This is a genomic window from Stenotrophomonas sp. 86428_Sma (assembly GCF_056481585.1).
This window is the reverse complement of sequence record NZ_CM151156.1, coordinates 2,092,090-2,107,356: the sequence shown is the minus strand read 5'-3', so window position 1 is coordinate 2,107,356 and position 15,267 is coordinate 2,092,090. Positions and strand designations below refer to the sequence as shown.

The following is a 15,267-nucleotide window of genomic DNA, read 5'->3' as shown; positions in this document are numbered from 1 at the left end:
GCCATGCGCCTGCGGAAGATGGTGACCCCGGCCCGATTCGAACGGGCGACCTTCCCCTTAGGAGGGGGACGCTCTATCCAGCTGAGCTACGGGGCCATTGGCAGCGGGAAAGGATACCTCGTCTGGCTGAATGGACCAAGCGCGGGGCGTTCTGCAGAGCCCTCGGAGTAGATATGCTGGCCCGCCGCGACCCGTTGTGAACTGGATGTCCGACGTCTGGCGAACGCTCTCCGCCCTCGGCGACAGCCGCTGGCTGCTGCCGATGGCCCTGGTGCTACTGATCACCCTGCCCCGCGCAGACGCACGCCTGAAATGGCAATGGCTGCTGGCCATCGCTGTCACCGCCGGCGTCACGCTTGCCTCAAAGCTGGCCTTCATGGGCTGGGGGATTGGCATCAAGAGCGTGCACTTCACCGGTTTCTCCGGGCATGCCGCGATGTCCAGTGTCGTCTATCCAGTCGTTGGTGTACTGCTTGCCGGCCCCGGCAAGCGCGCACGGGCGATCGGCCTGGTAATCGGCGTGCTGTTGGCCACCGCTATTGCCTGGTCACGAATCCTGCTGCATGCGCACAGCCTCTCGGAAGTAATTGCCGGGCTGGCACTTGGACTGAGCTGCAGCCCATGGGCACTGCACGCCGCATCACCCGTCGGTCGTGCCCGTACGATGGCTGTTGTCGCTGCCGTACTCGCGGGAATGGTCCTACCCCTCGCCTTGCCGGACGTCCACACGCACCAACTCGTCATTGCACTAGCAAAACTCATCTCCGGCAGGGCTGAGATCTTCCAAAACTTCTGAGAATCGCCAAGGCGACTCCACATTTCCTTCACGTTCCTTGACAGGGCAAATGAATAGCAGCCAACATAGCGGTGGAAAAATTTCCCTCACGGAGTAGGAGACCCCGTAGATGAAGAAGATAATTGCCGCCCTGGCCCTGCTGGGCCTGTCCTCGCCGGTGTTCGCTCAGGAAGCTCCTGTCGCCGCCGAAACCAGCGCTGAAGTTGCTGGCGCTGAAGCTGCTGGCGCTGCCGCCACCGGCACCCTGACCACCGTCGCCACCGTGGGCCTGGGCGTTGCCGCTGCTGGCGTGCTGTACAGCGTTGCTGCGGACAGCAGCAAGGATGACGCGGGCAACAACAATGGTGGCGGCACCACCAACCCGCCGACCGGCACCACGGGCACCACCGGCACGACCGGCACCACCCGCTGATCGACACGCCGACGTAGCACCCCGCCCTCGCCGGGCGTCAGTTCGGCGAGGGTTTTTTCATGCCCGATCGGGCCAGGAACAGATTTCGATGGACTGCAAGCGTTTCGTAGCCACAATGACGGTGGCACTCACCCTGACCGGCTGCATGTGGGCGCCAGGCCAGCATCTTCGCTCGAGCACCTTCGCTCGCGATGATCAGCCCATTGGCAACGACCAGATCGAACTGATTCCGATCACGCCCAAGCTGATCGCCATGGAGCGCGCCACTCGCGATGTCGCGGCACTGCCCGCCGCCCTGACCCAGTATCAGCCGGGCCCCTACCGCATCGGTGCGGGCGACATTCTCTACATCACCGTATGGGATCATCCCGAACTGACGGTACCCGCTGGCCCCCAACAGCAATTGAATGCTGCCGGCCGCCCCGTCCAATCGGATGGAACACTGTTCTATCCCTACATCGGCAAGATCAGCGCGTCGGGCAAGACACCTGCAGAGCTGCGTGAAGAGCTGACATCCAAGCTCGCCCGCTACATCGAGGCGCCACAGGTGGATGTATCACTACTGACGTACGCAAGCCAACGCGTGTGGGTTACCGGCGCCTCGCGCCAGCCCGCCACCGTTGCGCTCACGGTCGTGCCCTTGACGTTGGGCGATGCCATCAGCCAAGCGGGCCTGGACCCAGCGCAAGCGGACCTCTCCGGCGTACGCCTCACCCGCAACGGCACCACCTACACCATCGACCTGGATCGACTGGGCCGCAACGGCGGAGGCGACACCAATGTGTTCCTGGCTGCCGGCGATCATATTTACGTGCCTTACCTGGATCACAAGGAAGTGTTCGTGGTAGGTGAAGTCAATCAACCCGGTGCACTGAACTTCAAGACCGGCGAGATTTCCCTGAGCCAGGCACTTGGCCGAGCGCGCGGCCTGTTACAGACCACCTCCAACGGCAACGCTGTCTACGTGATCCGCGGCTCGAATGACCTGCAGAGCACTCCGTCGCAGGTGTTCCACCTGGAAGCGAAGTCACCCGCTGCATTTGCCGTGGCCAGCCAGTTCGACCTGCAGCCTGGTGATGTCGTGTTTGTCGGTGCCGCCGGCGTGACCCGCTGGAGCCGGTTCGTGAACCAGCTGCTACCCTTCACCGCCATCATCAGCAACGCTGCCAGCGCGCGCAACGATCTGGACAAGTAACGTGGTCTCTACCGTGAGCAGGATCGCTCAGGCTGCCACCCGACGTGCAAACCGCCAGCGCCCCATGGCGCTGGCCTTGCTTGTACTCATCACCGCAACCAGTTGCGGCGTTGTGGGCAAGACCAGCGTCAAGTCGGTGCAGATGGCGCTTCGGGGCAAGCCCAACGTGGAACCCACGGCCACCGAGGTGGCCGCCAATCGATTCCCGCAGATCAAGGTCACCGGTCCAGCGGGTGGCGCCGTTCTGGTACTTGGCAACATCGACTCCGGGCGCCAGGCCTGGTACAGCTCCGAGCGAAGCATCGTCTTTCTCAGGAATGGCATCGTCGTCGGAACCCACGGCAGCAACCCGGAGCTTCAGGACATGACGCTCGAAGGGGACTCTCCCTTCCACGCGCTGCACCGGATAGCGGATGGCACGACCGTGCAGCGCCGTTACGACGTCATGCCTGATTACCGGTATGGAATGAGCGTCACCGGCACCCTGACCACCCTGGGCAAGGAGAAGGTCCATATCCTGGAGCGCGAGCGCGAGCTGTTGCACGTGCGGGAGCGGCTTCAGGGCGGCGGCTGGAAGCGCGACAACCACTACTGGGTCGATCCTGCCAACGGGTTCATCTGGAAGAGCATCCAGGCCATCGCACCCGACACCAGCCTTGAAGTTGTCCAGCTCAAGCCCTACTCGCAGGACCTGCAGAACCGATGACACTGCGACCGATCATCCTTGGGCCGGCTCTGGCTCTGGCTCTGGCTCTGGCCTGCCATGCGCACGCCTCATCGCCGATCAACGTCGAAGCGGCCGGTCATGTTCGCAATCCCGGCATGCACACGCTTCCCGCCGAGGCCCGCCTCAGCGCAGCCGCACTTGCTGCAGCGCCGGAAGAAGAAGCCTTTATGCTGGGCGCCGCCCTTCTTCGGCAACGTGCACTGACGCCACAGACCCGCCTCAAAGCGGGCCTGCTCTTCGATCTTGAAACAATCGCCTCCCAGCAGGATGCTCCGGAGCTTGCCGACGCGGCCGCACAGCTGGCGCGCGAGCTCGGTGACCTGCCAGTGACCGGGCGCGAACCGCAGCTCCTTGATCCGCGCCGCCTGGAAGCGAGTGCCGCGGAAAATCGACCCGCGCTGGCCGGCGACCGCGTCGTCTATCCCGGCCGACCCGAAACCGTGCAGGTTGTTGGCGCGGTCGTACAGCCGTGCAAGCTGCAGCATCAAGCCACACTCGACGCACGAAGCTACCGCAACGCGTGTGCCTTGCTGCCGGTGGCGAGCCCTGATGACCTCTACGTCATCCAACCCGACGGCAAGGTGCAGCAGCTCGGCGTGGCGCTGTGGAACCGCAGCACGCCCGTGCACCTTGCTCCTGGCGCGGTGATCTACGTGCCGCTGGACACCGCGAAGATCCGCACGATTGCCCCCGATGTCAACGAGGATGCCGCGCGCTTCCTTGCCACCCAGGTGCTGGATGCACCCGGAGTTTCATACTGATGCGCCATCGCTCCATCCCACTGGCACGCGCCAGTGTTGCCCTTCTCAGCCTGAGCGTCAGCGCTGTATTGCACGCACAAACAGCCCCTGCGCCCACCGCCAGCGATTGGGGCGGCGTCGGCCTGCTGCAGACCCCCACCGCACGTATGGCCGACGACGGCGAAGTGAGCTTCACCGCTAGCCACACCTCGCCCTACAGTCGCTACAACGTGGTGATGCAGCCCCTGCCATGGGTTGAAGGCGCATTCCGCTATGTATCGGTAGCGAACCGACGCTATGGTCCGGAGTGGCTGAGCGGCAAGCAGAACTACAAGGACAAATCCATCGACCTGAAGGTCCGGCTGTGGCAGGAAAGCCGATGGGCCCCCGAGGTGTCCGCAGGCTTCCGCGATATCGGTGGTACCGGCCTGTTCTCCAGCGAGTACCTGGTTGCAAGCAAGCGGTTCGGACCGATCGATGCAAGCCTTGGTCTTGCCACCGGCTACATCGGCAATCGAGGAGACTTCTCGAATCCGCTTCGGATGATCAGCGATCGCTTTGAAGAGCGTCCGCGCACGCAGGGCACCGGCAACTTCAACAGCAAGGGCATGTTCCGCGGTCCGGTCGGCATCTTCGGCGGCATCGCTTACCAGACCCCATGGGAACCCCTGCAGCTGAAGCTTGAGTATGACGGCAACGACTACAAGCGCGAACCACAGAACAACAATCAGACTCAGAAGAGTCCGATCAACCTGGGCGCAAGCTATGCCGTGAATCCCAACGTGCAACTGCATCTTGGCTGGGAACGCGGCGACACAGCCATGTTCGGCATTACCTTGCGCGGCAATGTGGCTCGAGCGAAGTCAACGCCAAAATTGCTCGACCCGCCGCCAGTCGCACGCATTTCAGCAGAACCCCCGACTCAGTCAATGGATGACATTGACTGGCCCGCACTGAGCCGGACGCTGGAAGAGAACGCTGGCCTCCGCGTCACGGACATCAGCCGGCGCGGCTCGGAAGTTATCGTCAGTGGCGAACAGCGCCGGTTCTACTACCCGGCCCAGGGTATTGGCCGGGCCGCACGCATCCTTGACGCGGATCTACCCCCCGATTCCACGTGGTTCACAGTCCAGAACACCCGCCTCGGCATTCCTGTCGTGGAGAGCAGCATCGAGCGCAGCGCCTTCAACAGCTACCTCGACAATAGCATCCCGCTGAGCGAGCTGGCGGGCCACATCGAGCAGGCAGCGCCCACTCAACAGCGCCGCGAGAGACTGTACACAGCGCCGCTTCAGCGCTATGACGGCGCCTTCAATATTGGATACCAGCAGCAACTGGGCGGTCCGGACGGCTTCTTCCTGTTCCAGGTTGCAGGCACCTATTCGGCCAATCTTCACTTCACGCGGAACACCTGGCTGAGTGGAACGGTCAGCTACAACGCGTACAACAACTACAACCGCTTCCGCTACGACGCGCCAAGCAACCTGCCCCGGGTCCGCACCAACATCCGTCGTTACCTGACCACGGAAGACCTGACCCTGACCAACCTGCAGTTCACCAGCAATCATCAGTTGGGCAAGGACCTGTATGGCTCGGCATATGCCGGCTTGTTCGAGGCCATGTATGGCGGCGTGGGCGGCGAGCTTCTGTACCGCCCCCTAAACGAGCGGTGGGCGCTAGGGGCCGAGCTGAACTGGGTGAAGCAGCGCGATTTCGATCAGCGCTTCAGCTTCCGCGACTACAGTACCACCACCGGCCACGCCAGCTTCTACTATCAGTGGGGCAATGAGCACAAGATCACCAGCATGATCAGCGCCGGCCGCTACCTGGCGAAGGACTGGGGCGCCACGATCTCGGTTGCGCGCGCCTTCGACAATGGCGTCAACATGGGCGCATACGCCACCAAGACCGATGTTTCGTCCAAGGACTTTGGCGAAGGCAGTTTCGACAAGGGTATCTTCATATCGATTCCCTTTGACTTCCTGCTGCCTCGTTCGACTCGCGCCCGTGCGACGTTCGCCTGGAATCCACTATATCGAGATGGTGGCGCGCGATTGAGTCGAAGCTATTCGCTCTACCAGTTGACGTCGGAGCGGGACCCGGACTTCTTCTTCGACAATCTCGAAAACATCGCAAAGTAAGCCCATGGAAATCGAGCCATCTCGATTCCACCCAATCGAACAGGCAACATCGAAGTCTGCAAGGAAGAACAACATGCGTGTAGCAATCATCCACGACTGGCTTACAGTCAATGCAGGTGCCGAGAAGGTACTGAAGCAGATGCTACTGCTGTACCCCCAGGCAGAGATATTCACTCTGGTGGACTTCCTCCCTGAGGAAGATCGCTCTTTCCTTGGCAGCCACAAGGTTCACACCAGTTTCATCCAGAAACTGCCACGTGCACGCAAAAGCTATCGGAGTTACCTTCCGCTCATGCCGCTTGCCATCGAACAGTTTGATCTCAGCGGCTTCGACCTTGTTCTATCAAGCAGCTACGCCGTAGCCAAAGGCGTACTCACTGGCCCAGATCAAGTGCATGTTTGCTACTGCCACTCCCCGATTCGCTATGCTTGGGACCTTCAACCGCAGTATCTGCGCGAATCTGGACTGGATCGGGGCCTGAAAAGTGTCATCGCACGGATCATTCTCTCCTATATTCGCATGTGGGACGTTCGGACCGCCAATGGCGTAGACCACTTTATTGCAAACTCGACGTTCATTGCTCGGCGTATTCGCAAGGTCTACGGGCGCGAGTCCGTTGTGATCCCGCCACCAGTTGACATCCCGGACACCCTTCCGAACTCCATCCGCGAAGACTACTACATTACCGCTTCCCGCCTAGTACCCTACAAGCGCATCGACCTTATCATCGAAGCGTTCAATCGAATGCCTGATCGCAAGCTTGTTGTTATTGGCAGCGGCCCAATGCTGGATCAGATGAAGCGGCTCGCCAAGCACAACGTGAGCGTTCTCGGGTACCAGCCCCAGGAAGTGCTCGAGAAGCATCTTGCCGACGCACGCGCCTTCGTGTTTGCGGCTGAAGAAGACTTTGGTATTGCGCCGGTGGAAGCGCAAGCGTTTGGAACGCCAGTGATTGCGTTTGGGAAAGGGGGAATTCTGGATAGCGTCATCGAGGGCGAGACAGGTACATTCTTCGCAGAACAGACCGCCGAATCAATCCGAGCGGCAGTCGTTGAGTTTGAGCAGACATCAATGGAATGGGACCACGAGAAAATCTCAAGGCATGCCCTAGAGTTCCATCCGAAGACCTTCCGCAGGAAGCTGGCAGAAAAAATTAAATCTGCCTTGCAGCACAAATGAATCTGCGCGCCCAAGCATTTTCCGCAGGCAGATGGACCTCTGCATCGCTGCTACTTAGAGCGCTCCTGCAGTTTGCGCAGACGATGATCCTTGCCAGATTGCTGACGCCAGCCGATTTCGGCGTGATGGCCATTACGCTAGCCGTCTATGGCGTCATCTCGCTTTTCGTCGACCTCGGCCTGTCGAACGCCCTTATTCACTTCCCCGAGAGGACAGCGAGAATCCTATCCTCTTTGTACTGGCTGAATCTTGGCGCGGCACTGATTATGATGCTTCTGCTGATGATTGCAGCGTGGCCATTGGCAAAATTTTACGATCAAAGCGAGTTGATACCAGTGATACTCCTGATCAGCCTGGCGATGCCCCTGAGCGCTGCTGGTCAGCAGTTTCGCGTGCTAGCTGAGAAGGATCTCCGATTCCATACACTTGCTGGAATCGAAGTTGCGTCTACCATCGCCGGTTTTGCATGCGCAATCCTGGTAGCAATGCTTGATGGTGGCGTCTACTCACTGGTTGCCGCCATCGTTACTACAAGCGCGATCAGCAGCCTCCTGGCATGGGCATGCTTGTCGAAGGGACTACGTCCTGGATTTCATTTCAATCTTCAAGAGATCAAGCCGCATCTCGGTTTTGGCTCCTATCGACTTGCGGACACTCTGCTTATCAGCGCACAGATGCAGGTAGACATACTGATCGGAGGCGCGGTCGCCGGATCAGCAGCCATGGGCGTATACACACTTCCACGCGACCTGACGCTTCGCCTGGCCAACACCGTAGTGAATCCCGTTGTCACCCGGGTCGGCTTGCCAATAATGGCAAGAGTGCAGGCAGACCGCTCAGCCCTGAAGTCGATTTATCTGCAAACGATGAGGCTGACCTCATCAATCAACTTCCCGATCTACGCGGCTACAGCACTTTGGGCCGAGCTCATCGTTGCCGTGGTTCTGGGGCCACAGTGGCACGAGGCGGTCGATTTCATGCGCGTGTTCGCGATCTGGGGCCTGCTCCGCTCCACTGCGAACCCAGTGGGAAGCCTATTGAACGCAACTGGTAATGTGCGCCGTGCATTCTGGTGGGATCTGGCATTGCTAGCAATCGTTCCCGCGCTCATGTACCTGGGAGCATTTGCTGCGGATCTGCATGGTTTGGCGATCTCGTTGCTCTTGGTGCAGTGCGCCGCCTTCTACCCCCACTATCGCTTCTTGGTACGTCCAGCCTGTGGAGCAACCTTCCTCGAATACGTCGGCGCGCTCGCCCCCCCAATGATCTGCACCACGTTTTCGGTCGCCGCGGCTTGGGCGGCAATGGCGCTGCCGATCGGGCAAGTATATATACTTGCTGGTATCAGCATGACAGTCGGTGCATGCGTGTATCTGGTCGGCAGCATCTTAATCAACAAGGCCTGGCTCAGGGCAATGATGGAACTGCTCTCTCCATTGCGTCGTTCGCCGGGCGCTCAGCGCTCAGTCAAGCCTGATCACATGCAATGAGCCTCCCCCACTCGAACTAGTTGCTGACGCAATCTAATGCCCGGAAGAACCGCTGATGAACTACAGAAGCATTGATGACCTCTCGCTGTTGATCAGCAGGAACCTGCACAGAATTCCGCAAGACACTGAATTGGTCGTGGCGATACCCAGGAGCGGCATGCTTGTCGCGAGCATTGTCGCCCTGAAACTCAACTTGCCACTGACAGACTTGGCATCTTTCGTCCGCAATAGTGACATTGCGAAAGGAAGCAGTCGCGCGTACAAGATGAACCACCTGCTTCGGACTGGCGATGCGCGTCGAATTCTGCTGATCGACGACAGCGTTTCATCGGGAAATGCAATAGCATCGGCCAAAGCTCAACTGGCCACCTATGTCGAGAACGGCGGTCGAGTCACGACGCTAGCCGCATATGCAGAAGCAAAGAGCAGAGATCACGTTGACATTCACTTTGAGTTGCTGCCGCAACCGCGCGCCTTCGAGTGGAACATCATGCATCATCCCCGCCTTTCCGAGGCGTGCCTGGACATCGACGGAGTACTATGCGTCGACCCAACCCACGAACAGAACGACGACGGTCCGAAGTATCTTGAGTTCATTGAGAACGCAGATCCGTTGATTCTGCCGACCGTCGAAGTCAAGCACCTGGTGACAAGCAGGCTTGAGAAGTACCGCCCTGCCACCGAAAAATGGCTGGAACGCCACGGGGTCAAGTATGGATCACTGCAGATGCTCAACGTGGCCACAGCAGAAGAGCGCAGAAGGCTGAATCTGCACTCCAAGTTCAAGGCAAGCGTATACGCAGGCGATATATCGGCAACGCTATTCGTTGAAAGCGAGTTGCAGCAGGCGGTTGAGATTGCCAACTCAGCAAAGAAGCCGGTCTTCTGTACAGGTGACAATCGCATGTACCTTCCAGGAGCGAGTCTTGGCCGAGCCATGGTTGCCACTGAACAGCTTCTTTCGAAGATAAAGCGCAGGATTCGGAAGGCACTGTCGGCATAATCCTCTAGCCCTCTCCTCCTTCAGGCTCGATCCCCCTCCGAAGGGCACGCCAATGAGCATGGCGCGTAGCGAGGAAATCAAACACCGGAGCACCCCAGGCAAGCTGACCTGGGAACCTGAAATCAGGCTGAGACCTGACCAGGAAACGGCGGCTAACCACGAGTTCAACCTAGCGCCGGCGAAGATCCAAGGCTAGGTCGATTGATCGAAAGCATGAGGCGGTTCTAGCCCAAAGTCTGACCCATCCCCAGTATCAGGGCCATCAGCCGTTAGAGATTTCGCCCTCTTTGGGTCGCAGGGAATCCGCTTGGAACCCGTGTTCTCCGGCGAGTTCCGCAAGGGGTTTCCATGCCAGTGCTGTGCGGGGCGCTCCTTGTTATAGAAGCGCCGCCACGCTTCGACTCTGCTCCTTGAATCGCCCAGCGTCAGGAACCAATGCTCGTTCAGACATTCCTGCCGCAGTCGACCATTGAAGCATTCCACCATCGCATTGTCGTCGGCGTACATCGCCGGCAGAAATCCAGCTCCTCGCAGTTCTCATAAGCCCAGCGGCCCATCACCTTGCCGGCAAACTCACTGCCGTTGTCCCCCGTGATCGCGTCCGGCCTGCCCGGCTTGAGCGACCAGCCAGGCCACCGCTTCGGCCACATTGCCTGCGGGCAACGAATGATCCACAACGATCTCTAGGCACTCGTGCATGAAGTGATCCAGCACCGATAGCAAACGGAAGCGATATCCATCGAACAGCGCGTCACTGACAAATTCCATGCCCCACAGGGTCTTGGGGGGCTATAGCCACCTTGATCGGTTGCCATCGGCGGCTGCTCCGGCTGCGGCGCGGCCGGCAATGCCGTGAAAACAGGCCTTCTACCTTGTAGATGCGGTGCACACGCTTGTGGCTATCCCGCCAACGCTCCCGGCGCAGCATCACCAGCACGCGCTCACAACCGCAGTGAATCCGTGCCTGAGTAATCTCGTGCATCCGCCGACGAATAGCACCACTATCATGCGCCTTGGGCGTGTAGGAGAATGCAGAGGGCGACATCGACCCGATCCGAAGCGCACGCCGCTCACTGCTGCCAAATTGCTCCTGCAGCCGCCCCACTCAGGCTCGCTTCCGCGTAGGCCTCAGAGATTCTTTGTGACCAGACCAGCTCCTGCAGCGTCGACTTGTCCAGGCTCGGGTCGGCCACCAGCTGATTGACCTTGCCGCTCCCCTCCTCCAGCAATCGCAGCCGCTTGAGTTCGGAGGGACCCAACCCGCCGTACTTCATGCGCCACACGAAGAACTTTGCCTCCGCAATGCCAAGCTTGCGGCACACCTCACCGACCGCCATCTCCAGCTGGACCTACTTGAGAGCTTAGGCAATCTCCTCCTCGGCAAAACAGAACGTCTTCATCGCCTCACTCCTCGCGATCCTCGGGGCCCATGCGGGCCGAATTCTCTACTCCCGGTTCAGCGGGGGTGGGTCAATGCCTCCCCCTCTGTATGCCAAGAAGTGGAAATATGCCAGGAATGCAAGTACCGGGACAAGCCAAAAGGGATAGAACAGAATCTGATTGAAGTTGCCAGCAAACATGATTGTTATCACACTGTAAATAACAGCACCCCGATAGAGAAACAATCCATCTGAACTAAGCCTTCTACCTACGTTCCAGAGCCAGTTGAAAACAACCGCGATCAGCACTAGTGAGCCAGGCAAGCCAAAGCTCGCAAAGAAAACCTGGATACTGGAATCCAATCCGACCTTCCCACCCCGCATCTTACGAGCAGGCTCGTTCACATAGTTGTATCCGAACCCGAGTACCGGTTGCTCAGCAATAAGTGAGTTTCCGATCTCAAAAGACCTCACCCGAGAAAGAGCGGAGCCATCCTCCTTAACACCAGTGAATCTGGAAGCCGTTCTCTCAACAAAGGGCGACAACACCAATCCTGAAACAGTGATGCCAGCAATCGCGAACAATGCCGCAGCCGCTGCGCCGTAGGAGAATTTCTTTCTAAGCACCCTCCGAGCGTTCACAAGCGAGATTACAATAAGAACAAGACCGAGAAGCGCCATCCCGCTCCTGGAAACTGTCATAAGCAAACTCACCACCAGAATTGCCATACATAACCAACCCTTCCGCCAGTAGCTTGTCGTGTACCAGGAAAGAAAAATAGGCAGCACGATTATGCATGAATAGAAGTTTGGATCAAAGTATGGAGATATCAACCTACCATTATGCGGATCCCCCTGAAAGTCGACACCGGAATCCTGCATTACTTTCCACAATTGAGACGTATCCGGAAATATTGCAAACAACACAAATGCGGCGACAGCTAACGCCGTATAAGTAATAACAACCGACTTTATGAGCGCCCGATAGTTCCCGCGATAGAGCTCCCACAATGATCTTGCAAGAACAACTCCACCCACCAAATGCCCGCAAAGCCTAACGTTGTACGCAAGAGCCTCTCCACTAAAACCAAATTTCGAAAGGCCGACTACAAATGAAAGAATGCAAGCCCCCACCACAGCTACCAGCGCATGAACAGACAGAGCAGACCCAAGAAACGCCAACCCAAACGTGCCGATGCACAACAGCCATACGACTTCGCCGCCGTTTATCGCCCCTCCAACGGCCGGGATCATACGAGGCAAGTTGCCGGCAATCAGGAAGAATGCCGAGACGGCGCAAAGCAGCAAAGCCAATCGACGCCGCAGAGCATTGGAATTCAAGTTCATCATTGGAGATATGGCCTAATATTCTGCGATCGCGCGAGTAAGTCCCGAGATCGTGTCATGACAGCCATGAAGCATGGAAATTTCATGCTATGGAGATTCTCCAAAATCACCACTGTCCTCGACAACATGTCGAACTAGCCTAGCAACCTCGCCCCAATTGAATGATTTGACACGCTCCAGCCCGAGCCGCTGCAGTTCCCGTCGCACCTCAAAAGAACTAACCACGGTTTGGACACACGCAGCTATCTCAGCATCCGATTCAGGATCAAATAGCAAAGCGGCGCCTCCCGCGATCTCGCCCAGTGAAGTCGTTCTAGACGCAAGAACAGGACAACCAACTGCCATCGCCTCAATTGCAGGAAGACCGAAACCCTCATAAAGCGACGGAAACACGAGAGCAACCGCGTTCTGATACATTTCCGCTAGCCGCACTTCACTAAGCCTTCCCGCGAAAACAACCCTACCAGATAAACCAAATTCATTGACCAGTGAATCCAACTCATCAGAGCGCTCTCCGGAGAACACTAGGCGAATCTTCGGATAATCCCTCAATGCCGCAAGCGCTCGAATTGCAGCCCCCTCGTTCTTGTGAGCCTTCCTATTACCAACGCAGAACAGGTAGCCCTCGGACGGATCGCGACTGACATCATTCATTCCCGCCTTCAAGAAGGCATCCGAGACTCCATTCCCCACAACCACGACCTGTTCGGGTCTGGCCCCAGACCATTCTACAATTCTCCGCCGGGAATAATTTGAAACCGTAAGAACTCGCGCAGCGTTCCTGCATGCACGTTTGAGTACAAAATGATAGTACGCACGTTTCAGGAATCCAGAATTATGCGGAACATCTATATGATTCAGGTCATGGACTGTCAAAATAAAGCGCGAAAGCCCCACAATTGGGGAGTTAAACCCCGGGGACACAACAACACAACGCCAGTTGAACAGCATGTAAAGGGAAAGCCGCATTACGTCCCAGGCACCGGCAGGATTTCCAGTTAATGGTAATGCCGAAGCCTTCACGAGCCTCACGCCGACCTCTCTACTGAATCGGCCAATACCCGTATCCCCAAACCAACGCTCATCGTAGACAATCCGGCTAGTTCGCGAGGCAAGAGGCGACTTTCGGGCGCTCATGACAGCACTCCTACAACCGTTGAGTTCTCCTTAACGTCTACCATCACAAGCGCGTGAGCTCCGATACGCGCACCGAATCCCACGCTCACATCACCTAGAATCGTCGCGCCTGTGCCGATGTAAGCGTTTCGGCAAATACGAGGTACACCCTGGTGACGCCCCTCCCGTGCACCAATGGTGACACCATGAAAAATCGTAACGTCCTGTTCAATCAGCACTTTGCGATGAACAACCACTAGGTATGGGTGTGGCAACCGCAGGGAAAGCAGCGCCGCACCCGAAGAGAAAGACTCAGGACTAATCTCACAGTGATATACCATTTGGCAAATGAGACTCCGAAGAACTTTAAACGGAAATTTAAATAAACTAACCCGCTCCATATATAATATGGCCACGATCAATCTTCCATGGAAGCCACGCTCACGGGTCGACCTAAGATCATGTAACAGCCCCATCAGAATTCCGCCCGCGCTTGGCCGTAAGCGTCAACGTAATGCGCAGCAACTGCCAGCTCAGTAAAACTACTTGCGTAATCCCTGCAATTTTGAACCAGAAACTTAAAATCCGTTCTATCAATTTTTACCAAGGCATCAAGCAAGCTCTCAGTACTGAGCGGATCAAAGATGAAGCCAGTCTGCCCATCCCTGACAATGTCACCGAGCCCTCCCAATCCGGAAGAAGCAACAGGAACACCGTGCGCATAGGCCTCAATCGCCACCCGCCCGAGGGGCTCTGCCCACAAAGATGGGATGATTAGTACATTTATCCGGGAAAAGAACGAAGAAGGCGAGACTTTACCAATAAATTCCACACCGGGCGGAGCCGAGCGGCGGAGCGAATCCACATAGCCAGCCTCGCCATCACCGGCAATAACCCAACGTCGCCCGGGCAGCATTCTGGCTGCCTCAATAACCCTCTCAACTCCCTTGGATGGATCCAACCGGCCGATGAAGCCGTATACCTTGTGACCATCGAGAAGTGCCGGACAATAGTTCGCATCGGGGGGGCTTACTGAATTGTATATAACACTCGCGGAGCAGTGATTGAACAATCCCGAGCGAACATGTATATCCCTTACGTACTCACTAATAGCAACGAAATGATTTACCTTTCTGACAAAAGGCCGCTTGCCAGCCGCCCACAGCCTTGCACTGAAGGAACGGGAATCCTGAGCTCCCCCACCGGAAAATAGGGTAGAGTTAGGGTGCAGTAGATGATAATCTCGGGCCGTGTGAACGATCGGAATACGCAAACTGAAAGCAGTTTGCCACGCAGAAGCCGAGAACCCTGAGATATTGTTAGTATGCATGATATCTGGCCGGAGCTCTTTAACCACTCGAGCCAAGTCCCTGCTCGCCTCCATATTATAGAAGTCTCTCGCGTGCCAAAGGGCCTTCCGCCAGGGAGCACGCATCTGCTTGGCACCAAACGGCCAGTAAGCGTTCCTCAAGGGAAATCGAAATATCTTGATTCCGCCCTCGGACGCGACCTCCAAGGATTTACCCTCATGCAAAGTCAACACCGAAATCTGATGCCCCATCCGCGCGAGTCCACGTGCAAGTGATTCGACGGACTTCTCCGCGCCACCAACATGATAGGGCGAGTACAGATTGTTCAGCAGGGAAATCTTCATGAATACACCCGTTTGCTGGTCAGGCTCCACATCACCGTTGAACAAACCTGCCGATTCAAGACCCGACGTAGATGGCTGTGGACCAAG

The 15,267-nt window shown here is 57.5% G+C and carries 15 protein-coding genes and 1 tRNA gene; 9 read left to right on the top strand and 7 right to left on the bottom strand.

What is annotated here, in order from left to right:
• Nucleotides 1-19 precede the first annotated feature (19 nt).
• Nucleotides 20-96 (bottom strand) — tRNA-Arg (locus ACZK3J_RS09745).
• A 109-nt stretch (nucleotides 97-205) separates the two neighbouring features.
• Here ACZK3J_RS09745 and ACZK3J_RS09740 point away from each other — a divergent pair.
• The 9 genes from ACZK3J_RS09740 to ACZK3J_RS09700 all read left to right on the top strand — a co-directional run bounded on the left by ACZK3J_RS09740 (nucleotide 206) and on the right by ACZK3J_RS09700 (nucleotide 9,684).
• On the top strand, nucleotides 206-796 hold the full coding sequence (locus tag ACZK3J_RS09740; RefSeq protein WP_478476848.1) for a phosphatase PAP2 family protein: 591 nt from the start codon (nucleotides 206-208) through the stop codon (nucleotides 794-796).
• Between the two features lie 109 nt (nucleotides 797-905).
• The gene (locus ACZK3J_RS09735) at nucleotides 906-1,208 is read left to right on the top strand and encodes a hypothetical protein (RefSeq protein ID WP_478476846.1); all 303 of its coding nucleotides are present in this window, start codon (nucleotides 906-908) and stop codon (nucleotides 1,206-1,208) included.
• A gap of 88 nt (nucleotides 1,209-1,296) precedes the next feature.
• Entirely contained in the window at nucleotides 1,297-2,403 is a 1,107-nt protein-coding gene (locus tag ACZK3J_RS09730; RefSeq protein ID WP_478476844.1) for a polysaccharide biosynthesis/export family protein, read from the top strand.
• A gap of 13 nt (nucleotides 2,404-2,416) precedes the next feature.
• On the top strand, nucleotides 2,417-3,109 hold the full coding sequence (locus ACZK3J_RS09725; RefSeq protein WP_478476843.1) for a YjbF family lipoprotein: 693 nt from the start codon (nucleotides 2,417-2,419) through the stop codon (nucleotides 3,107-3,109).
• Entirely contained in the window at nucleotides 3,106-3,891 is a 786-nt protein-coding gene (locus ACZK3J_RS09720; protein WP_478476841.1) for a capsule biosynthesis GfcC family protein, read from the top strand. Before ACZK3J_RS09725 ends, ACZK3J_RS09720 begins: the two co-directional genes overlap by 4 nt.
• Nucleotides 3,891-6,011: a YjbH domain-containing protein gene (locus tag ACZK3J_RS09715; protein WP_478476840.1), complete on the top strand. Its 2,121-nt coding sequence runs from the start codon at nucleotides 3,891-3,893 to the stop codon at nucleotides 6,009-6,011. The genes ACZK3J_RS09720 and ACZK3J_RS09715 overlap by 1 nt, the downstream gene beginning before the upstream one ends.
• Nucleotides 6,012-6,084: 73 nt before the next feature.
• The gene (locus ACZK3J_RS09710) at nucleotides 6,085-7,191 is read left to right on the top strand and encodes a glycosyltransferase family 4 protein (RefSeq protein WP_478476838.1); all 1,107 of its coding nucleotides are present in this window, start codon (nucleotides 6,085-6,087) and stop codon (nucleotides 7,189-7,191) included.
• Complete coding sequence (locus ACZK3J_RS09705) at nucleotides 7,188-8,681, top strand: MOP flippase family protein (protein WP_478476837.1); 1,494 nt, start codon at nucleotides 7,188-7,190, stop codon at nucleotides 8,679-8,681. The genes ACZK3J_RS09710 and ACZK3J_RS09705 overlap by 4 nt, the downstream gene beginning before the upstream one ends.
• Before the next feature lie 55 nt (nucleotides 8,682-8,736).
• Entirely contained in the window at nucleotides 8,737-9,684 is a 948-nt protein-coding gene (locus tag ACZK3J_RS09700) for a phosphoribosyltransferase family protein (RefSeq protein WP_478476835.1), read from the top strand.
• A 192-nt stretch (nucleotides 9,685-9,876) separates the two neighbouring features.
• On the opposite strand, the gene ACZK3J_RS09695 is transcribed toward ACZK3J_RS09700, so the two are convergent.
• From ACZK3J_RS09695 to ACZK3J_RS09670, 6 genes are all read right to left on the bottom strand, one after another.
• The gene (locus ACZK3J_RS09695; protein ID WP_478476973.1) at nucleotides 9,877-10,170 is read right to left on the bottom strand and encodes an integrase core domain-containing protein; all 294 of its coding nucleotides are present in this window, start codon (nucleotides 10,168-10,170) and stop codon (nucleotides 9,877-9,879) included.
• Between the two features lie 87 nt (nucleotides 10,171-10,257).
• Nucleotides 10,258-10,452, bottom strand: coding sequence for a hypothetical protein (locus ACZK3J_RS09690; RefSeq protein ID WP_478476834.1), 195 nt, complete (start codon nucleotides 10,450-10,452; stop codon nucleotides 10,258-10,260).
• A gap of 302 nt (nucleotides 10,453-10,754) precedes the next feature.
• On the bottom strand, nucleotides 10,755-11,021 hold the full coding sequence (locus tag ACZK3J_RS09685) for a transposase (protein ID WP_478476832.1): 267 nt from the start codon (nucleotides 11,019-11,021) through the stop codon (nucleotides 10,755-10,757).
• Between the two features lie 108 nt (nucleotides 11,022-11,129).
• Nucleotides 11,130-12,410, bottom strand: a complete 1,281-nt coding sequence (locus ACZK3J_RS09680; RefSeq protein WP_478476831.1) for an O-antigen ligase family protein — start codon at nucleotides 12,408-12,410, stop codon at nucleotides 11,130-11,132.
• Between the two features lie 87 nt (nucleotides 12,411-12,497).
• Entirely contained in the window at nucleotides 12,498-13,547 is a 1,050-nt protein-coding gene (locus ACZK3J_RS09675; RefSeq protein WP_478476829.1) for a glycosyltransferase family 4 protein, read from the bottom strand.
• A 454-nt stretch (nucleotides 13,548-14,001) separates the two neighbouring features.
• Nucleotides 14,002-15,180 (bottom strand): glycosyltransferase family 4 protein, encoded by a 1,179-nt coding sequence (locus ACZK3J_RS09670; protein ID WP_478476827.1) that lies wholly within the window; start codon nucleotides 15,178-15,180, stop codon nucleotides 14,002-14,004.
• Nucleotides 15,181-15,267: the final 87 nt, after the last annotated feature.

Bases quoted from the DNA above. Each gene is read 5' to 3' on its own strand.
- ACZK3J_RS09680 (WP_478476831.1), bottom strand. From the start codon at position 12,410: ATGAACTTGAATTCCAATGCTCTGCGGCGTCGATTGGCTTTGCTGCTT.
- ACZK3J_RS09710 (WP_478476838.1), top strand. From the start codon at position 6,085: ATGCGTGTAGCAATCATCCACGACTGGCTTACAGTCAATGCAGGTGCC.
- ACZK3J_RS09735 (WP_478476846.1), top strand. From the start codon at position 906: ATGAAGAAGATAATTGCCGCCCTGGCCCTGCTGGGCCTGTCCTCGCCG.
- ACZK3J_RS09740 (WP_478476848.1), top strand. From the start codon at position 206: ATGTCCGACGTCTGGCGAACGCTCTCCGCCCTCGGCGACAGCCGCTGG.
- ACZK3J_RS09730 (WP_478476844.1), top strand. From the start codon at position 1,297: ATGGACTGCAAGCGTTTCGTAGCCACAATGACGGTGGCACTCACCCTG.
- ACZK3J_RS09705 (WP_478476837.1), top strand. From the start codon at position 7,188: ATGAATCTGCGCGCCCAAGCATTTTCCGCAGGCAGATGGACCTCTGCA.
- ACZK3J_RS09715 (WP_478476840.1), top strand. From the start codon at position 3,891: ATGCGCCATCGCTCCATCCCACTGGCACGCGCCAGTGTTGCCCTTCTC.
- ACZK3J_RS09695 (WP_478476973.1), bottom strand. From the start codon at position 10,170: ATGGTGGAATGCTTCAATGGTCGACTGCGGCAGGAATGTCTGAACGAG.
- ACZK3J_RS09700 (WP_478476835.1), top strand. From the start codon at position 8,737: ATGAACTACAGAAGCATTGATGACCTCTCGCTGTTGATCAGCAGGAAC.
- ACZK3J_RS09670 (WP_478476827.1), bottom strand. From the start codon at position 15,180: ATGAAGATTTCCCTGCTGAACAATCTGTACTCGCCCTATCATGTTGGT.
- ACZK3J_RS09720 (WP_478476841.1), top strand. From the start codon at position 3,106: ATGACACTGCGACCGATCATCCTTGGGCCGGCTCTGGCTCTGGCTCTG.
- ACZK3J_RS09690 (WP_478476834.1), bottom strand. From the start codon at position 10,452: ATGGAATTTGTCAGTGACGCGCTGTTCGATGGATATCGCTTCCGTTTG.
- ACZK3J_RS09685 (WP_478476832.1), bottom strand. From the start codon at position 11,021: ATGGCGGTCGGTGAGGTGTGCCGCAAGCTTGGCATTGCGGAGGCAAAG.
- ACZK3J_RS09675 (WP_478476829.1), bottom strand. From the start codon at position 13,547: ATGAGCGCCCGAAAGTCGCCTCTTGCCTCGCGAACTAGCCGGATTGTC.